15 protein-coding genes are annotated in these 16,101 nt (G+C 62.5%); 7 read left to right on the top strand and 8 right to left on the bottom strand.

Annotation, left to right across the window (positions count from 1 at the left end):
* Positions 1-13 precede the first annotated feature (13 nt).
* Together QN085_RS24405 and QN085_RS24400 are read left to right on the top strand one after the other, a co-directional pair.
* On the top strand, positions 14-562 hold the full coding sequence (locus QN085_RS24405; RefSeq protein ID WP_031324536.1) for a phosphonate degradation HD-domain oxygenase: 549 nt from the start codon (positions 14-16) through the stop codon (positions 560-562).
* Between the two features lie 247 nt (positions 563-809).
* A complete protein-coding gene (locus tag QN085_RS24400) occupies positions 810-1,763 on the top strand; it encodes an IS110 family RNA-guided transposase (RefSeq protein ID WP_013973518.1) in 954 nt (317 codons plus the stop codon).
* 96 nt (positions 1,764-1,859) lie between these two features.
* Here the strand turns inward: QN085_RS24400 and QN085_RS24395 are convergent, their stop codons facing one another.
* Both QN085_RS24395 and QN085_RS24390 read right to left on the bottom strand, forming a co-directional pair.
* Positions 1,860-3,224 carry a GTPase/DUF3482 domain-containing protein gene (locus QN085_RS24395; RefSeq protein ID WP_038410220.1) on the bottom strand — a complete coding sequence of 455 codons (1,365 nt, stop codon included), beginning with the start codon at positions 3,222-3,224 and terminating at the stop codon, positions 1,860-1,862.
* A complete protein-coding gene (locus tag QN085_RS24390) occupies positions 3,217-4,608 on the bottom strand; it encodes a DUF2868 domain-containing protein (protein WP_024087865.1) in 1,392 nt (463 codons plus the stop codon). The genes QN085_RS24395 and QN085_RS24390 overlap by 8 nt, the downstream gene beginning before the upstream one ends.
* 54 nt (positions 4,609-4,662) lie before the next feature.
* Here QN085_RS24390 and QN085_RS24385 point away from each other — a divergent pair, with 54 nt between their 5' ends.
* A complete protein-coding gene (locus QN085_RS24385) occupies positions 4,663-5,178 on the top strand; it encodes a dihydrofolate reductase (RefSeq protein WP_013974654.1) in 516 nt (171 codons plus the stop codon).
* A 141-nt stretch (positions 5,179-5,319) separates the two neighbouring features.
* Here QN085_RS24385 and QN085_RS24380 read toward each other — a convergent pair whose 3' ends face one another.
* Positions 5,320-6,711 carry an L-cystine transporter gene (locus QN085_RS24380; protein WP_023662420.1) on the bottom strand — a complete coding sequence of 464 codons (1,392 nt, stop codon included), beginning with the start codon at positions 6,709-6,711 and terminating at the stop codon, positions 5,320-5,322.
* A gap of 244 nt (positions 6,712-6,955) precedes the next feature.
* Between QN085_RS24380 and QN085_RS24375 the strand changes: the two genes are divergently transcribed.
* Positions 6,956-8,011 carry an HAD family hydrolase gene (locus QN085_RS24375; protein ID WP_013974652.1) on the top strand — a complete coding sequence of 352 codons (1,056 nt, stop codon included), beginning with the start codon at positions 6,956-6,958 and terminating at the stop codon, positions 8,009-8,011.
* Positions 8,012-8,020: 9 nt separating this feature from the next.
* Here the strand turns inward: QN085_RS24375 and QN085_RS24370 are convergent, their stop codons facing one another.
* Positions 8,021-8,689: an FMN-dependent NADH-azoreductase gene (locus QN085_RS24370; protein WP_285688778.1), complete on the bottom strand. Its 669-nt coding sequence runs from the start codon at positions 8,687-8,689 to the stop codon at positions 8,021-8,023.
* Between the two features lie 139 nt (positions 8,690-8,828).
* Here QN085_RS24370 and QN085_RS24365 point away from each other — a divergent pair, with 139 nt between their 5' ends.
* On the top strand, positions 8,829-9,683 hold the full coding sequence (locus QN085_RS24365; protein ID WP_023662421.1) for a LysR family transcriptional regulator: 855 nt from the start codon (positions 8,829-8,831) through the stop codon (positions 9,681-9,683).
* Between the two features lie 68 nt (positions 9,684-9,751).
* Here the strand turns inward: QN085_RS24365 and ilvD are convergent, their stop codons facing one another.
* The 3 genes from ilvD to QN085_RS24350 form a co-directional block, all read right to left on the bottom strand.
* Positions 9,752-11,593: a dihydroxy-acid dehydratase gene (gene ilvD, locus QN085_RS24360; RefSeq protein ID WP_015272169.1), complete on the bottom strand. Its 1,842-nt coding sequence runs from the start codon at positions 11,591-11,593 to the stop codon at positions 9,752-9,754.
* A 271-nt stretch (positions 11,594-11,864) separates the two neighbouring features.
* Entirely contained in the window at positions 11,865-13,061 is a 1,197-nt protein-coding gene (locus QN085_RS24355; protein ID WP_013974648.1) for a class I SAM-dependent rRNA methyltransferase, read from the bottom strand.
* Positions 13,062-13,262: 201 nt separating this feature from the next.
* Entirely contained in the window at positions 13,263-13,802 is a 540-nt protein-coding gene (locus tag QN085_RS24350) for a type 1 glutamine amidotransferase domain-containing protein (RefSeq protein WP_013974647.1), read from the bottom strand.
* A 191-nt stretch (positions 13,803-13,993) separates the two neighbouring features.
* Here QN085_RS24350 and QN085_RS24345 point away from each other — a divergent pair, with 191 nt between their 5' ends.
* Together QN085_RS24345 and mutM are read left to right on the top strand one after the other, a co-directional pair.
* Complete coding sequence (locus tag QN085_RS24345) at positions 13,994-14,812, top strand: HDOD domain-containing protein (RefSeq protein WP_169774634.1); 819 nt, start codon at positions 13,994-13,996, stop codon at positions 14,810-14,812.
* 3 nt (positions 14,813-14,815) lie between these two features.
* Positions 14,816-15,628, top strand: a complete 813-nt coding sequence (gene mutM, locus QN085_RS24340; protein ID WP_010955661.1) for a bifunctional DNA-formamidopyrimidine glycosylase/DNA-(apurinic or apyrimidinic site) lyase — start codon at positions 14,816-14,818, stop codon at positions 15,626-15,628.
* A gap of 168 nt (positions 15,629-15,796) precedes the next feature.
* On the opposite strand, the gene QN085_RS24335 is transcribed toward mutM, so the two are convergent.
* Positions 15,797-16,048, bottom strand: a complete 252-nt coding sequence (locus QN085_RS24335) for a YfhL family 4Fe-4S dicluster ferredoxin (RefSeq protein ID WP_013974644.1) — start codon at positions 16,046-16,048, stop codon at positions 15,797-15,799.
* Positions 16,049-16,101: the final 53 nt, after the last annotated feature.

The following is a 16,101-nucleotide window of genomic DNA, read 5'->3' as shown; positions in this document are numbered from 1 at the left end:
GGAGAAGACAGTGATGCCGACCCCAGCCCAGATCATCGACAGCACCTTCGCGCTGTACGAACGCCACGGCAGTGACGACTACATCGGCGAAGCCATCACCCAGCTCGAGCACATGTCCCAGGCCGCGCAACTGGCCATGGCCGAAGGCTTCGACGACGAAGTGGTGCTGGCGGCGTTCTTCCACGACATCGGCCACCTGTGCGGCGGTGACGCCAGCATGGGCGGTTATGGCGTGGTCAGCCATGAGCGCATCGGCGCTGAGTATTTACGCCGCTGTGGCTTCGGCGAACGCATGGCGCGGCTGGTGCAGTATCACGTGGAGGCCAAGCGCTACCTGACTTTGCGCCAGCCTGGGTATTACCAGAGGTTGAGTGAAGCGAGCCGGCGGACCTTGGAGTACCAGGGGGGCGTGATGAGCGAGGACGAGGCGGATGTGTTCGAGCGGGATCCGCTGTTCGAGGTGAGCTTGCGGATAAGGGAGTGGGATGAGCGGGCCAAGGTGGTCGGGGTGGCGGTGATTGACCTGGATGGGTTGAAGCGGAAGGCTTTGGCATTACTTTGAGATGTGGGCTGCCTGTGCGGGCCTCTTCGCGGGTGAACCCGCTTGTATGGTTAGACTTGAAGGGGTGGTGGGACTAAATGCCCGATTCTGACTGTTCACAGCAGTACAGACCGTGGGAGACATCGCCCCACCCCTTCCACCAAAGCGCCGATAAAGAATGCATCGTTTGCAAGCGACGATAGAAGCAAGCCAGCGCCTCTTGGTGAAACCCCTTCAAGCCGAAAAACCATAACGTGAGGAGCCGCCCATGGCAATGCAGGTAGGTAAGTTGATCGTGGGTGCGGATGTCGCGAAGGCTGAGCTGGTTATCCACCACGATGATCGCGACGAGATCATCAGGCTGAAAAACTCCAAACTCGAGATCAGAAGGTGGCTCAAGCAACAAACCCTCAACACCGCTATCGCTGTTGAGGCGACCAATGTCTACCACTTGGACCTGGTTGAATTGGCCCACAGCCTAGGCTTCGAGGTCTATGTCATCGATGGTTTTCAATTGAGCAACTACCGGAAAAGTGTTGGGGGACGGGTTAAAACCGACCCCTCCGATGCTCGGTTGTTGTCCCGTTTTTTAAAAAATGAAGGCGAGGACCTTCGCCCTTGGAGCCCGCCTCCCGCTGTCTACGGCAAGCTTCAGAGCCTCTTGCGACGCAGAGCCGCCTTGGTGACTGCTCGTACTGCAATGACTCAGAGCTGGGCTAACGAAAGCCTTTTGAAAGCCGCCTTCGAAACTTTTGTGAAGTCGATAGATCGGCTGGATCAGTTGATTCAAAAGAAGATTAAAGAAGTACTGCGAGACGCTGGGCTACAGGAACAAGTCGCTCGCTGCCAGGCAGTAGAGGGCATTGGTTTTCTCACCGCCGCAGCATTGGTGATGGCTTTTACAAGGGGCGAGTTCAAAAGCAGTGACTCGTACATTGCATTCCTAGGAATGGATTTACGAGTCAGTGATTCCGGGCAGAAGAATGGGCGACGTCGCCTCACCAAGCGAGGTTGTTCAGAAATTCGTCGCTTATTGCACAACGCTGCGATGGCGGCCAGCAGATCGGCAGCCTGGAAAGGGCTTTACGAACAGCATCGGAGCAGTGGTAAAGCAACAACCCAAGCTTTGGTAATCCTGGCAAGAAAGCTCGCGCGGGTGGCATTCGCCCTGATGAAAAATCAGGACGAATACGTCACTAAAGGCGCGAAACTGGCTTGCTGAAAACCATAGAATCTCCCACAGGAATAGTGCACATCTCAAGGAATGTGAGATACCTGTGGGAGCGGGTTTACCCGCGAAGAGGCCAGACCTGCCCACTCAAAATTGTGAAACCAGAGCCTCCAGCTGTTCCTGCCGCTCAGCCTGGTTCAGCTTCGCCCCAGGGTTGAGGGTGGACCACTGCGGATGCGCCCGTGCCTTGCTCAGCGCCTCCGGCAACTTGCCCTCCCGCCAGGCCTTCTCATCCAGCTCCCCCAGCCGAATGCTGTCCTGCGCCGCATGCCCGCGGTTTTCCAGCGCCACCATCAACTGCTGCTGACGCAAGGCCAACAGGCGCAACACCGTGTCGTCCACCGTCAGCTCGCGCTTGCCCTTGAGCTTGCCCATCAGCCGCGACCCATAGTTGCGCGCCGTCTGCAGCGCGCCGCCGGCAATTGCCCCGGCCAGGGCGGCAGCCCCCAGTGTCAGGCCGCCGACCAGCAGGTCCACCCCGGCACCCGCCGCAGCACCGGCGGCCACACCGCTGCCCAAACGCACGCCCAGCAGCTTCAAGGTTTCGGGATTGAACAGGTCATCGCCCCAACGGCCATCCAGCAACGGCAGGTCGCTGGCATGGGCGTCCTCGCGGCGGAAGGCATACAGCTTGAGCAGTGCCTCGACACAGCGCTGTTCGCGCTGGCGCACCTCTTGCCGCAATGCCTCGATGGCCCGGGCTTCGGCAGCCGGCTCGGCCTCGACGCTGCGCCGGCAGGCGGCGCAGTCCAGCAGCAGCTCGGCAATCAGGCGCTTGCCGCTGTGGCGGCGTGCCAGGCGCTGTGCCAGCTGGTCGTCGATCAGCCGCTGCAGGGCCGGGCGGGCGTCTTCCAGCAGCAGGGCCAGGCTTTCGTACAACCGGCGCTCGCCATCCTCTGGCGGGGCCACGCTGTCGAACCGCACCAACGCGTGAAGCCCAAGCCTGGCAAGGGCTTCACGCCATTGCGGCTCGCGGTGCTGATGGCTGGCGACGAAATTGAGCACCGGTAGCAGCGGCTTGCCGCAGCTGGCCAGCACTTCCAGTTCGTCGCGGTATTTGGCCAGCACCGGTTCGCGGGCGTCGATCACATACAAGCCGGCATTGCTGGCCAGCAGCTGGCGTAGCACCTTGGCCTCCTGCTCGAAACGCTGGCGTGCCTCGCTGCCTTGCAGAAAGCGCTCGAGGCGGGCCGGGCCGTCCAGGCGCTCGCCCGGGCGCTCCAGGCGTTCGAGGTAGTCGAGCAGGGCGATGGCGTCTTCCAGGCCCGGGGTGTCATACAACTCGAGCAAGGGTTCGCCGTCCACGGACAGCCGCGCACCTTCCACATGGCGGGTGGTGCTGGGACGGTGGGAGACTTCGCCAAAGCCGACGTCGCGGGTCAGGGTGCGCAGCAGCGAGGTCTTGCCGACGTTGGTGTGGCCGACCACGGCCAGTTTCAGCGGTTCAGTCATGGCCATGCTCCAGCCAGGTCAGCGGCGAGGTATCGGCATGCGCCAGGCCAAGGCGGTCGAGGGCTTCGTGCCAGTCGCCCAGGCGCTGGGCGTCCAGGGCCTCGCCCGGTGCGGCCTGCAGTAGCCATATACGGGTGGCACCGGCGTTGCGTGCCAGTTCGGCGAGCAACGCCAGGCTGCCACGATCGGGAGAGCGGCGCGGGTCGCAAGCGATGGCCAGGCGTGCTGGCGGGAAACGGCTGAGCTGTTCCAGCAGGCGGTTACGCGATTCGCGGCTGTCGAGCACGCCGGCACTGGTTACGCTTTTTGGCAGCGCGGGTGGCCAGGGGTGCTGGTCGTCCAGCTCCAGGCCGACCAGCAGGGCACCGCTGCTGCCGCTCTCCAGCTGGCCAGCGGCAAACTGCGGCAAGGCCTCGGGCGCGGCATCCTGGACGCCGATGCGTTCGCTGCGCGGCATCAGCGCTTCACGCAGCTGCGCGTAGCCGGGCAGGCTGAGGTCCAGCGCCAGGCGTTGGCGGCCTTGACGCCAGCGCCACAGGCACAGCCCGGCCAGCAGCAGGCGCGGCAGCAGGCCGTACACCAGCACCACGCCAAGCAGCCAGCTGGCCCAGGCCTGGCGCGCCAGGTCCAGGGCCGGCTGGCTGTCGCCGCTGGCGCGGATCATGGCCTCGTCAGGTACCGTGAAGCCCAGCAACGAAGGCAGCGCGCCCAAGGCTTGGGTCAGGTGGATGAACGGGTCGGCGGCGAGCAGGGTGGTCTCCCAGACAAAGCCATAGCGCCGGGTCGCCAGCAAGGCCAGCAGCATGCCCAGTGCGGTGATCATCGCCAGCAGCCACAAGCCATGCACCAGCAGGCCGAGCAGCCAGCGGTTCAGGCGCTGGCGTTGCAGCAGCACCAGCAGCGCCGGTGCCAGGTGCGCGGCCTTGGCGTCTCGGGCAAAGCGTTCGCTCAGCCACAGCCACAAACGGCCCAGCCCCGCGCCATGCTCGCCGCTCAGGGCAAAGCCGATGGCCCAGCCCAGCAGCATCAGCAGGTTCAGCCCGAGCAGGCTGCCGAGGGCCCAGAACACATTCACCGGGCGCTGCCCGTCGCTCAAGGCGGCCAGGGCCAACCCTGCGCCGCTGAGCACGGCCAGCACCAGCAAGGCCAGCAGCGCCAGGCGTGCGCCCTGTTTCCAGTGGCGCAGGGCGGTGGTGATGCCGTCGCGTTCGGCCAGGAACAGGGCACGGGTTTCGATGCGGGCCGCCAGGTCGCCGCCTGCCTGGCGGGCGCGGCGGTTGGCTTCCTGGTCCTCCAAGGGGCCGGCATGTTCCTCGCGCAGGCGTACCGCTTCGGTGAGCCAGCGCTTGTCCAGTGAAGTGGGTGCAGTCACAAGGTCTTCCATTGCACAGGTCAGGGCAGAAGCATAACCCACACGCCCGGTGCTATCCTCGCTGGCATGAATACATCACTCCCCCTCAGCCTGATCGCGGCTCACGCCGAGAACCGCGTGATCGGCATCGACAACTCCATGCCCTGGCATCTGCCGGGGGACTTCAAGTACTTCAAGGCCACCACCCTGGGCAAGCCGATCATAATGGGGCGCAAGACCTGGGACTCGCTGGGCAGGCCATTGCCCGGGCGGTTGAATATCGTCGTCAGCCGGCAGGCCGGGCTGGAACTGGCGGGGGCCGAGGTGTTCGGCTCGCTGGAAGAGGCGCTGGTGCGTGCCGAGCAGTGGGCGCGGGAGGCCGGTGTCGATGAGCTGATGCTGATTGGCGGGGCGCAGCTGTATGGGCAGGCGCTGGAGAAAGGGCTGGTCAGCCGCATGTACCTGACGCGGGTCGAGTTGTCGCCGGAAGGGGATGCGTGGTTCCCTGAGTTTGATCGGGGGCAGTGGACCTTGGTGTCGAGCGAGGCGCAGGCTGAGGAAGGCAAGCCTGGGTATCATTTCGAGGTCTGGGACAAGGTTTGAGATTGCCGGGGCTGCCTTGCAGCCCTATCCGACCGGTCCGGCGCCCCGGCAAGGCCGCTCCCACATTGATCGGCACACGCCGGGCCGTTGTAGGAGCGGCCTTGTGTCGCGACAGGGGCGCAACGCGCCCCCGGCAATCTGTCAGGAATGACTTAGCTCGGCATGTTCATCGCCAGCCAGCACATCCTTGTCGGTCTCTTTCAGCAGTTGGCTTGTCACCACCCCTGCGGTCATCGAACCGTTCACGTTCAACGCCGTTCGGCCCATGTCGATCAGCGGCTCCACCGAAATCAGCAACGCCACCAGCTCCACCGGCAAGCCCATGGCCGGCAGCACGATCAGCGCGGCGAAAGTTGCACCGCCACCTACGCCGGCAACACCTGCCGAACTCAAGGTGACGATGGCCACCAGGGTGGCGATCCACAGCGGGTCGAAGGTATCGATGCCCACTGCCGGCGCCACCATCACCGCCAGCATCGCGGGATAGAGCCCGGCGCAGCCGTTCTGGCCAATGGTGGTACCGAACGATGCGCTGAAGCTGGCAATCGACTGCGGTACGCCCAGGCGGCGGGTTTGCGCTTCGATGTTCAGCGGAATGCTGGCGGCGCTGGAGCGGCTGGTGAAGGCGAAGGTCAGCACCGGCCACACCTTGCGGAAGAAGCGCAGCGGGCTCACGCCGGTGGCGGCGAGGATAACGCCGTGCACCACGAACATCAGCGCCAGGCCCAGGTACGACACCACCACGAAGCTGCCCAGCTTGAGGATGTCTTCCATGTTCGAGCTGGCCACCACCTTGGTCATCAGCGCCAGTACGCCATACGGGGTCAACTTCATTACCACCCGCACCAGGCGCATCACCCAGGCCTGCAGGGTGTCGATGGCCGACAGTGCGCGTTCGCCTTTCTCTGCATCGTCCTTGATCAGCTGCAGCGCGGCCAGGCCCAGGAACACGCCAAAGATCACAACGCTGATGATCGAGGTCGGCTTGGCCCGTGCCAGGTCACCTACCGGGTTGCTGGGGATGAACGACAGCAGCAGTTGCGGAATGTTGAGGTCGGCGACCTTGCCGGCGTAGTCGCTGTGGATAACCTGCATGCGCGCGCTTTCCTGGGCGCCGGCCACCAGGCCTTCGGCGCTGAGGCCGAACAGGTTGGTCAGGACGATGCCGATCAACGCAGCGATGGCGGTAGTCAGCAGCAGGGTGCCGATGCTCAGCACACTGATGCGGCCCAACGACGAGGCATTGTGCAGGCGCGCCACTGCACTGAGGATCGAGGCGAAGATCAGCGGCATGACGATCATCTGCAGCAAGCCGACGTAGCCGTTGCCGACCAGGTCGAGCCAGGCGATGGTGGCCTTGAGCACAGGGTGGCCCGCGCCATAGACGGTATGCAGGATCAGGCCGAACACCACGCCCAGCACCAGGCCCAGCAATACCTTCTTGGCCAGGCTCCAGTCGGTGCGGCGGGTTTGTGCCAGGCCCAGCAACAGGGCCAGGAACGCCAGCAGGTTAAGGGACAGCGGCAGGTTCATTGAAGCTCCAGCAGAAAAAAGCAGAAGAGGCATCGCCCCTGTGAGCGATTGCGAACGGAAATGCTAACAGCCTGAAAACAAACGAATTTATACCCAAATGGAATGTATATAGTCGTTTATGGAATAACGATGTGTCGCGGATTGCAATGAACGCGGCGTTTGCAACTGCATGGAGGTCGTTATCGAGGGCTGCCAGCGGAGGGTGTTGCACTAGCGTTTCTGGGTCATTTCAGGAGATTCGTACATGAAGTTTGCTCCGAAAGCCGTCGCCGTCGGCCTGTCCCTGTTGTTCAGTATCGAAACCTTCGCCACCGAGCTCAAACACTGGCCCGCCGAGGCGGCCAAGCAGCTCGACAGCATGATCGCCGCCAATGCCAACAAGGGTAACTACGCGGTGTTCGACATGGACAACACCAGCTACCGCTACGATCTTGAAGAGGCCTTGCTGCCTTTCATGGAAAACAAGGGCCTGTTGAGCCGTGACAAGCTCGACCCGTCGTTGAAGCTGATGCCGTTCAAGGACACCGCCGAACATAAGGAAAGCCTGTTCAGTTACTACTACCGTCTGTGCGAAGTCGATGACATGGTCTGCTACCCGTGGGTGGCCCAGGTGTTCTCCGGCTTTACCCTACAGGAGCTGAAAGTGCAGGTGGATGAGCTGATGGCCTCCGGCAAGCCGATCCCCAGCACCTATTACGAAGGCGATCAGGTCAAGACCATCGAGGTACAGCCCCCCAAGGTCTTCCAGGGCCAGGCTGAGCTGTACAACAAGCTCATGGAGAACGGTATCGAGGTCTATGTGATTTCCGCGGCCTCAGAGGAACTGGTGCGCATGGTCGCGTCGGACCCCAAGTACGGCTACAACGTGAAGCCGCAGAACGTGATTGGCGTCAGCCTGTTGCTGAAGGACCGTGCCAGCGGCCAGTTGACCACCGCACGCAAGCAGATCAGCGCCGGGCACTATGATGCCAAGGCCAACCTGGGGCTGGAGCTGACCCCGTACCTGTGGACTCCGGCCACCTGGATGGCTGGCAAGCAGGCGGCGATCCTCACCTATATCGATGAGTGGAAAAAGCCGGTGCTGGTCGGCGGCGATACGCCGACCAGTGATGGCTACATGCAATTCCATGGCGTGGATGTGGGCAAGGGCGGCATCCACCTGTGGATAAATCGCAAGGCCAAGTACATGGACCAGATGAACGGGATGATTGCCAGGAATGCAGCGGCGCAGGCCAAGGAAGGGCTGCCGGTGACAGCGGACAAGAACTGGGTGATCGTGACACCGGAGCAGATCCAGTAACGAGGCCTGTCAGCCGTTGCGGCCCACGATGAGAGTCCGGGCCGCTTCCTGATCGATGTTCTGTGCCAACAAGGTCACTGCTTCAATGGCGCTTGCACGGACGCTGGCCCCCACCGGGCCAAGCGTCTGTTCGACCACGACACTGTGCACCTGGTTAATCCCGACGAAGCGGAACCACGTATCGATGAAGGGTTTTTCCAGTCCAAAAGCCTGGTCGGGTGTCTGTGAGTCAGAGCCGTAACCAAGTCCACGGGAGTAGATTGCAACAGCTCGACGTCCGCCCAGCATGCCATTCAACCCTTGCTCATCGAAGGTGAACAGGACGCCTTTGTGCGAAATTGCGTCGATCAGATGCTTGAGCTTGTACGGGATGCCGAAATTCCACAGCGGTACGCTGAACACCAAGGTATCAGCCCGGTGGAACCGTTCAGCGAGTGCCTTGATCTGCCCCCATGCTGCAGCCTGGGCGGTTGACAGTGGGGCATCGGCAAGCCCTGCGTACTTTGCCGCGAGCAAAGCACCATCCACTTCGGGGAGCTCGCATTCCCAAGGGTCAAGGCAGTCAATCTCCACGGCTTTGCGCTCGGCCAATGCCGTCAGGAACACTTCTGCAATCTGAGTGGAAACGGACCGCTCTCCTCTCGGTGAGGCACAAAGATACAAGATACGTTCAACCATTGGGCTTCTCCTTGGCAGCGTTGGTGACACTTCCCCTGGCGTTCGACTGCACAGGTGCTTGGCGCAAAGTCTGATTCAGAATGAATGTTTATAGAAATTACGTATGCTCTGCATATTGAGTGAGATAGGTGATTAATCTGTGTTCGATACTGTGCTTTTGCGTAGCTTGCTTGCCGTTGCCGACAACGGTGGTTTCACGCGCGCGGCGCAGAGGCTGCATCTAACGCAGTCGGCGATCAGCGCTCACATCAGGCGGCTTGAGAGCGAAGCTGGGCAAAAATTGCTGGAGCGCACGACCCGTTCGGTCAGCCTGACGCCGGCAGGTGCTCGCCTGGCGGGGTATGCCCGCACGATTCTGGCGCTGCATGATGATGCTCGCGCGAGCCTTGGCGCAGGCCGTCGGGTGTCAGGTACAGTGTTTGTCGGGTTGAGCGAGGAGGTGGTGAAACCGCCCATCATCGACTGTCTGCGTCGATTCTCGGTGACACATCCCGATGCAGAGATCTCCCTGAAAGTCGGCCTGACCGGTGATCTGCTTGCCCTTCTGCAATCGGGTGGGCTCGATATCGTATTGGGAAGCAGTTGCGGCGATGAGGACCGAGGCGAACTGCTTTGGTCCGAGCCTTTGGTCTGGGCGACAGGGCCGGTTGCAGTGAACCCCGATGATGCAACTGCCCCGATACCCTTGGCGGTGTTTTCCGATCAATGCCCATATCGTGCTGCAGCCATCGAAGCCCTGGCGCGTGCGGGGCGACAATGGCGGATCGTTTGCCAGAGCCCAAGTGCCGGTGGGCTGATGACCGCTGTCAGCGGTGGGCTGGGTGTAACGCCAATCACCCGATCGTCTGCACTGGCTTCAGGTTTACAGGAAGTGCCAACGTTGCCCCCCCTTCCTCATGCGCAGTTCATTTTGACATCGACAGCGAAGCCGAAGCGTTCAGTTGCTCTGTTGCTGGCGCAATTGCGCCAATGCGCTGCGCGGGGTGAGCTTTGATCGAGCATTTTTCATAGCCATGAAAAAACCGGCGCACAAGGCGCCGGCTTTTCAAACGCCAGGAAGCCTTACAGCCCTTCCAGCATCGCCTTGTTACGCACAGCACCCTTGTCGGCACTGGTCGCCAGCAGGGCGTAGGCCTTCAGCGCGGTGGTCACCTTGCGTGGGCGTACTTCAGCCGGTTTCCAGCCTTTCTTGTCCTGTTCGACACGGCGCTCAGCCAGCTCTTCATCGCTGACCTGCAGGTTGATCGAACGATTCGGGATGTCGATCAGCACCTTGTCGCCGTCGCGCACCAGGCCGATTGCACCGCCAGCGGCGGCTTCCGGCGAGGCGTGGCCGATCGACAGGCCCGAGGTGCCGCCCGAGAAGCGGCCGTCGGTGAGCAGGGCGCAAGCCTTGCCCAGGCCCTTGGACTTCAGGTACGAGGTCGGGTACAGCATTTCCTGCATGCCCGGGCCACCTTTCGGGCCTTCGTAGCGGATGATCACGATGTCGCCGGCCTTCACTTCGTCGGCGAGGATGCCGCGTACGGCGCTGTCCTGGCTCTCGAAGATCTTCGCGGTGCCTTCGAACACCAGGATCGACTCGTCGACACCGGCGGTTTTCACCACGCAGCCATCCAGCGCGATGTTACCGTACAGCACGGCCAGGCCGCCTTCCTGCGAATAGGCGTGCTCGACACTGCGGATGCAGCCTTCGGCACGATCCAGGTCCAGGCTCGGCCAGCGGGTCGACTGGCTGAATGCCGTCTGGGTCGGAATGCCGGCAGGGCCAGCCTTGAAGAAGGTGTGCACGGCTTCGTCATCGGTCTGGGTGATGTCCCACTTGGCGATGGCTTCTTCCATGCTACGGCTGTGCACGGTCGGCAGGTCGGTGTGCAGCAGGCCGCCACGGGCCAGCGAGCCGAGGATACTGAAGATGCCGCCGGCACGGTGCACGTCTTCCATGTGATATTTCTGAATGTTCGGCGCAACCTTGCACAGCTGCGGCACCTTGCGCGACAGGCGGTCGATGTCACGCAGGTCGAACGCCACCTCGGCTTCCTGGGCGGCAGCCAGCAGGTGCAGGATGGTGTTGGTCGAGCCGCCCATGGCGATGTCGAGCATCATGGCGTTCTCGAACGCCTTGAAGTTAGCGATGTTGCGCGGCAGTACCGACTCATCGTTCTCGCCGTAGTAGCGCTTGCACAGCTCGACGATGGTGCGGCCGGCAGTGAGGAACAACTGCTCGCGGTCGGCGTGGGTGGCCAGGGTCGAACCGTTGCCCGGCAGGGCCAGGCCCAGGGCTTCGGTCAGGCAGTTCATCGAGTTGGCGGTGAACATGCCGGAGCACGAACCGCAGGTAGGGCAGGCGCTGCGCTCGTATTCGGCGACTTTTTCGTCGGAAGCCGAGGAGTCGGCGGCAATGACCATGGCGTCGACCAGGTCCAGGCCGTGGCTGGCCAGCTTGGTCTTGCCGGCTTCCATCGGGCCGCCGGAGACGAAGATTACCGGGATGTTCAGGCGCAGGGCGGCCATCAGCATGCCGGGGGTGATCTTGTCGCAGTTGGAGATGCACACGATGGCGTCGGCGCAATGGGCGTTGACCATGTACTCCACGGCGTCGGCGATGATCTCGCGGCTTGGCAGCGAGTAGAGCATGCCGTCGTGGCCCATGGCGATGCCGTCATCGACCGCGATGGTGTTGAATTCCTTGGCCACGCCACCGGCGCGTTCGATTTCGCGGGCGACCAGCTGGCCCAGGTCCTTCAGGTGCACGTGGCCCGGGACGAACTGGGTGAACGAGTTGGCGATGGCGATGATCGGTTTCTTGAAATCTTCGTCCTTCATCCCGGTGGCGCGCCACAGGGCACGGGCGCCGGCCATGTTGCGGCCTTGGGTGGAAGTCTTGGAACGATAATCAGGCATGAAACACTCCTGGCGGCTTAATCAGGTCACAAAAAGGGGAGTGAGCTTCTCTTGTCCTTTGTACCGCAGGCCGGTTGCCACTGGCACGGATGGGGCCGAAGACCGCGCGGGATCGCCGCGTGCTTGGGCAGAGCTCATAAACCCGCCGGGGATGACTGGCGATGAATAGGCCGATTCTACACCGCTGGCGCGGCGAGGGAATGCAGATGTGGATAGCTGGCGGGGAGATTGCAGCAGGAAAGGGCCGCTTGGCGGCCCTTTTTAGCGGATATCAGCTGTTTGGCAGCAACCGGCAGGTGATGCTCTTGATGTAGCGGGTTTCGGCGATGGCCGGGTGCACCGGGTGGTCGGGGCCTTGGCCGCCGCGTTCGAGCAACTGCAGGTTGCGGTCCAGGTGACGGGCGCTGGTCAGCAGGATGTTGTGCAGGTCGTCCTCGGGCAGGTGCATCGAGCACGAGGCGCTGACCAGGATGCCATCCTTGGTCAGCATGCGCATGGCCTGCTCGTTCAGGCGGCGGTAGGCCGCTTCGCCGTTCTTCAGGTCTTTCTTGCGCTTGATGAAGGCGGGTGGGTCGGCAATGATCACGTCGAAGCGCTCTTCGGCGGCCTTCAGTTCGCGCAGCGCCTCGAACACATCGCCTTCGATGCAGGTCAGTTTCTCGCTGATGCCGTTCAGGGCGGCGTTACGCTCGACGCCGTCCAGGGCAAAGCCCGAGGCATCGACGCAGAACACTTCGCTGGCGCCGAAGGCACCGGCCTGCACGCCCCAGCCACCGATGTAGCTGAACAGGTCGAGCACGCGCTTGCCTTTCACGTACGGCGCCAGGCGTGCACGGTTCATGCGGTGGTCGTAGAACCAGCCGGTCTTCTGGCCTTCGCGTACCGGGGCTTCGAACTTGACGCCGTTTTCTTCCAGCGGCACCCAGTCCGGCACCTCGCCATAGACGGTTTCGACATAGCGCTGCAGGCCTTCGGCATCTCGCGCGGAGGAGTCGTTCTTGAACAGGATGCCGCTTGGCTTGAGCACCTGTACCAGGGCTGCAATCACGTCGTCCTTATGTGCTTCCATGGTGGCGGAGGCCAATTGCACTACGAGGATGTCGAAGAAGCGGTCGACAACCAGGCCTGGCAACAGGTCGGAATCGCCATAGACCAGGCGGTAGCACGGTTGGTCGAACAGGCGCTGACGCAGCGACAGGGCGACGTTCAGGCGGTGCACCAGCAGCGACTTGTCCAGCGGCAGCTTGGCGTCGCGCGACAGCAGGCGGGCGCAGATCAGATTGTTCGGGCTCAGTGCGACGATGCCTAGCGGCTTGCCGTTGGCTGCCTCGAGAACAGCCTGCTGGCCGGCCTGGAAGCCTTGCAGCGGGGTCGCACTGACGTCGACTTCGTTGCTGTAGACCCACAGGTGGCCGGCGCGCAGGCGGCGGTCGGCATTGGCTTTGAGGCGTAGGCTGGGCAGGGACATGACGTCGCTCCGGGAAAAAAGAGCGGGATTATAGCCTGTTGCCGGGCCGCATGCCCGTTGTGGGAGCGGCCTTGTGTCGCGAAAGGGCTGCGCAGCAGCCCCAGGGTTTCAGCAGCGCTGCATTGATTGCCGGGGCCGCTTTGCGGCCCTTTCGCGACACAAGGCCGCTCCTACAGGTCTCGCGTAGGCCATGAGATGACGTCAGGCTGCCAATGCCTTGATCAACTGCCGGTTGAACGCCGGAATGTCATCGGGCTGGCGGCTTGTGATCAGGTTGCCATCGACCACCACTTCTTCATCCACCCAGTCTCCGCCGGCATTGCGGATGTCGTCCTGCAGGGTTTTGTAGCTGGTCAGCCGCCTGCCCTTGGCCAACCCGCAGGACACCAGCAACCAGCCACCATGACAGATCACCGCCAGCGGCTTGCCAGCCGAATCGTGGCTTTTCACCAGTTTCTGCGCAGCGGGAATCAACCGAATCGTGTCAGAGTTTTGCACGCCACCGGGCAGCACCAGAGCATCGTAGAGATCCAGGTGGGCGCTTTCGAAGGTTGCGTCCACGGCGAATGCGTCAGCCGGCTGGTCGTGGTTCCAGCCGCGTACCGTTCCCTCTTTGTCGCTGAGGATGTCCACCACCGCGCCGCTCTGTTCCAGGGCCTCGCGAGGGCCTGTCAGCTCCACTTGCTCGAAGCCGTCGGTGACCAGGAAAGCCACTCGCTTGCCGTTCAGTTCTGCACTCATGGGCCTTGCTCCTTTCCTTGATGAATATGAGAGAGAGGCCCGCATGGATAGAGTAAAGTTCCGGCGCAACGATTCAGTGGTTGGTCCATTTCCGGTCTGGAGGGTTAGAATCGCCGGTCCCAAACGAGTGTGCACGTATGTCCCAAGAACTCAGCGCCGAACAGATCCAGCAAGCCTTGCAAGGCATCACCATCCCGCCGCAACCGCAGATAATGGTCGACCTGCAATTCGAGCAGTACATGCCTGACCCGGACCTGGAAACCATCGCCAAGCTGATTTCCCAGGACCCGGGCCTCTCGGGCGCCTTGCTCAAGCTGGTCAATTCCCCGCATTTCGGCCTTTCCAACAAGATCGGTTCGATCCAGCGCGCGGTGAACCTGCTGGGCAGCCGTTCGATCATCAACCTGATCAACGCCCAGTCGATCAAGGGTGAAATGACCGACGAGACCATCGTTACCCTCAACCGCTTCTGGGACACTGCCCAGGACGTGGCGATGACCTGCCTCACTCTGGCCAAGCGCACCGGCATCCAGGCGGCAGACGAGGCCTATACCCTGGGCCTGTTCCATGACTGTGGCGTGCCGCTGATGCTCAAGCGCTTCCCCAACTATATGGATGTGCTGGAGGACGCCTATGCCAAGGCCGACGAGGAAACCCGCGTGGTCGACACCGAAAACCGCGTGTTCAACACCAATCATTCGGTGGTCGGCTATTTCACGGCCAAGTCCTGGCGCCTGCCCGAGCACCTCAGCGCGGCCATTGCCAACCACCACAACGCCCTGGCGGTGTTCCGCGACGAGAGCGCGCGCAATACCCAGAGCCAACTGAAAAACCTGCTGGCAGTGCTGAAGATGGCCGAGCACATCTGCGCATCGTACCGGGTGCTGGGCAGCCAGGCCGTGGACCACGAATGGAGTGTGGTTGGCCCGCTGGTGCTCGATTACATTGGTTTGTCGGAATACGATTTCGAGAACCTCAAGCAGAACATTCGCGAGATGGGCGGGCACTGACACATGCCGGAATTGCCAGAAGTAGAAACCACCCGGCGCGGTATTGCGCCCCATCTGGAAGGCCAGCGCGTCAGCCGGGTGGTGGTACGTGACCGGCGCCTGCGCTGGCCGATTCCGGAAGACCTGGATGTGCGCCTGTCGGGGCAGCGCATCGTCAGTGTCGAGCGGCGCGCCAAGTATCTGTTGATCAATGCCGAGGTCGGCACCCTGATCAGTCACCTGGGCATGTCGGGCAACCTGCGCCTGGTCGAACTGGGCTTGCCGGCGGCCAAGCATGAGCATGTGGATATCGAGCTTGAGTCGGGGTTGATGCTGCGCTACACCGACCCGCGCCGCTTTGGCGCGATGCTGTGGAGCCTGGACCCGCTCAATCACGAACTGCTGCTGCGCCTGGGGCCTGAACCGCTGACCGACCTGTTCGACGGCGAGCGACTGTTCCAGTTGTCCCGTGGGCGGTCGATGGCGGTCAAGCCATTCATCATGGATAACGCGGTAGTGGTGGGGGTGGGCAACATTTACGCCACCGAGGCGCTGTTTGCCGCTGGCATCGACCCCCGTCGGGAAGCGGGCGGGATTTCCCGGGCGCGCTACTTGAAGCTGGCGATCGAGATCAAGCGTGTGCTGGCGGCGGCGATCGAACAGGGCGGCACCACGCTACGCGACTTCATCGGTGGTGATGGGCAGCCGGGGTACTTCCAGCAGGAATTGTTCGTGTACGGGCGGGGCGGGCAGCCGTGCAAGGTGTGTGGCACGGAGTTGCGCGAGGTGAAGCTGGGGCAGAGGGCGAGTGTGTATTGCCCGCGTTGCCAGCGCTGAGGCAAGTTACGCGGAACCCCTTGTGGGAGCGGCCTTGCGTCGCGAAAGGGCCGCACAGCGGCCCCGGCAGTTTCTGCTGCGAAGCTGAAATCCTGGGGCCGCTTCGCGCCCCATCGCGACGCAAGGCCGCTCCCACACAGGGACCGCGTGGAGGCGTTCAGGCAGCGATCAGGCCTTGCCAGTAATCCGGCGGTACTTGGCCATCAGCTCTTCTTCGGTTTCCGGGTGCGCTTCATCCAGCGGGATGCAGTCGACCGGGCAGACCTGCTGGCATTGCGGCTCGTCGTAATGGCCTACACACTGGGTGCACAGGTTAGGGTCGATCACGTAGATCTCTTCGCCTTGGGAGATGGCCTCGTTCGGGCACTCGGGTTCGCAGACGTCGCAGTTGATGCAATCGTCGGTGATGATCAGGGACATGGGGACTCCGGCCGGGGCTCCGCGCCCGGGCATGTTCAACGCAGTGGGCACAA

It is taken from the genome of Pseudomonas sp. M2(2023), from assembly GCF_030263955.1.
GTDB lineage: Bacteria > Pseudomonadota > Gammaproteobacteria > Pseudomonadales > Pseudomonadaceae > Aquipseudomonas > Aquipseudomonas asiatica.
Note: the sequence above shows the minus strand (reverse complement) of the source record. Positions and strands in the feature narration are given on the sequence as shown.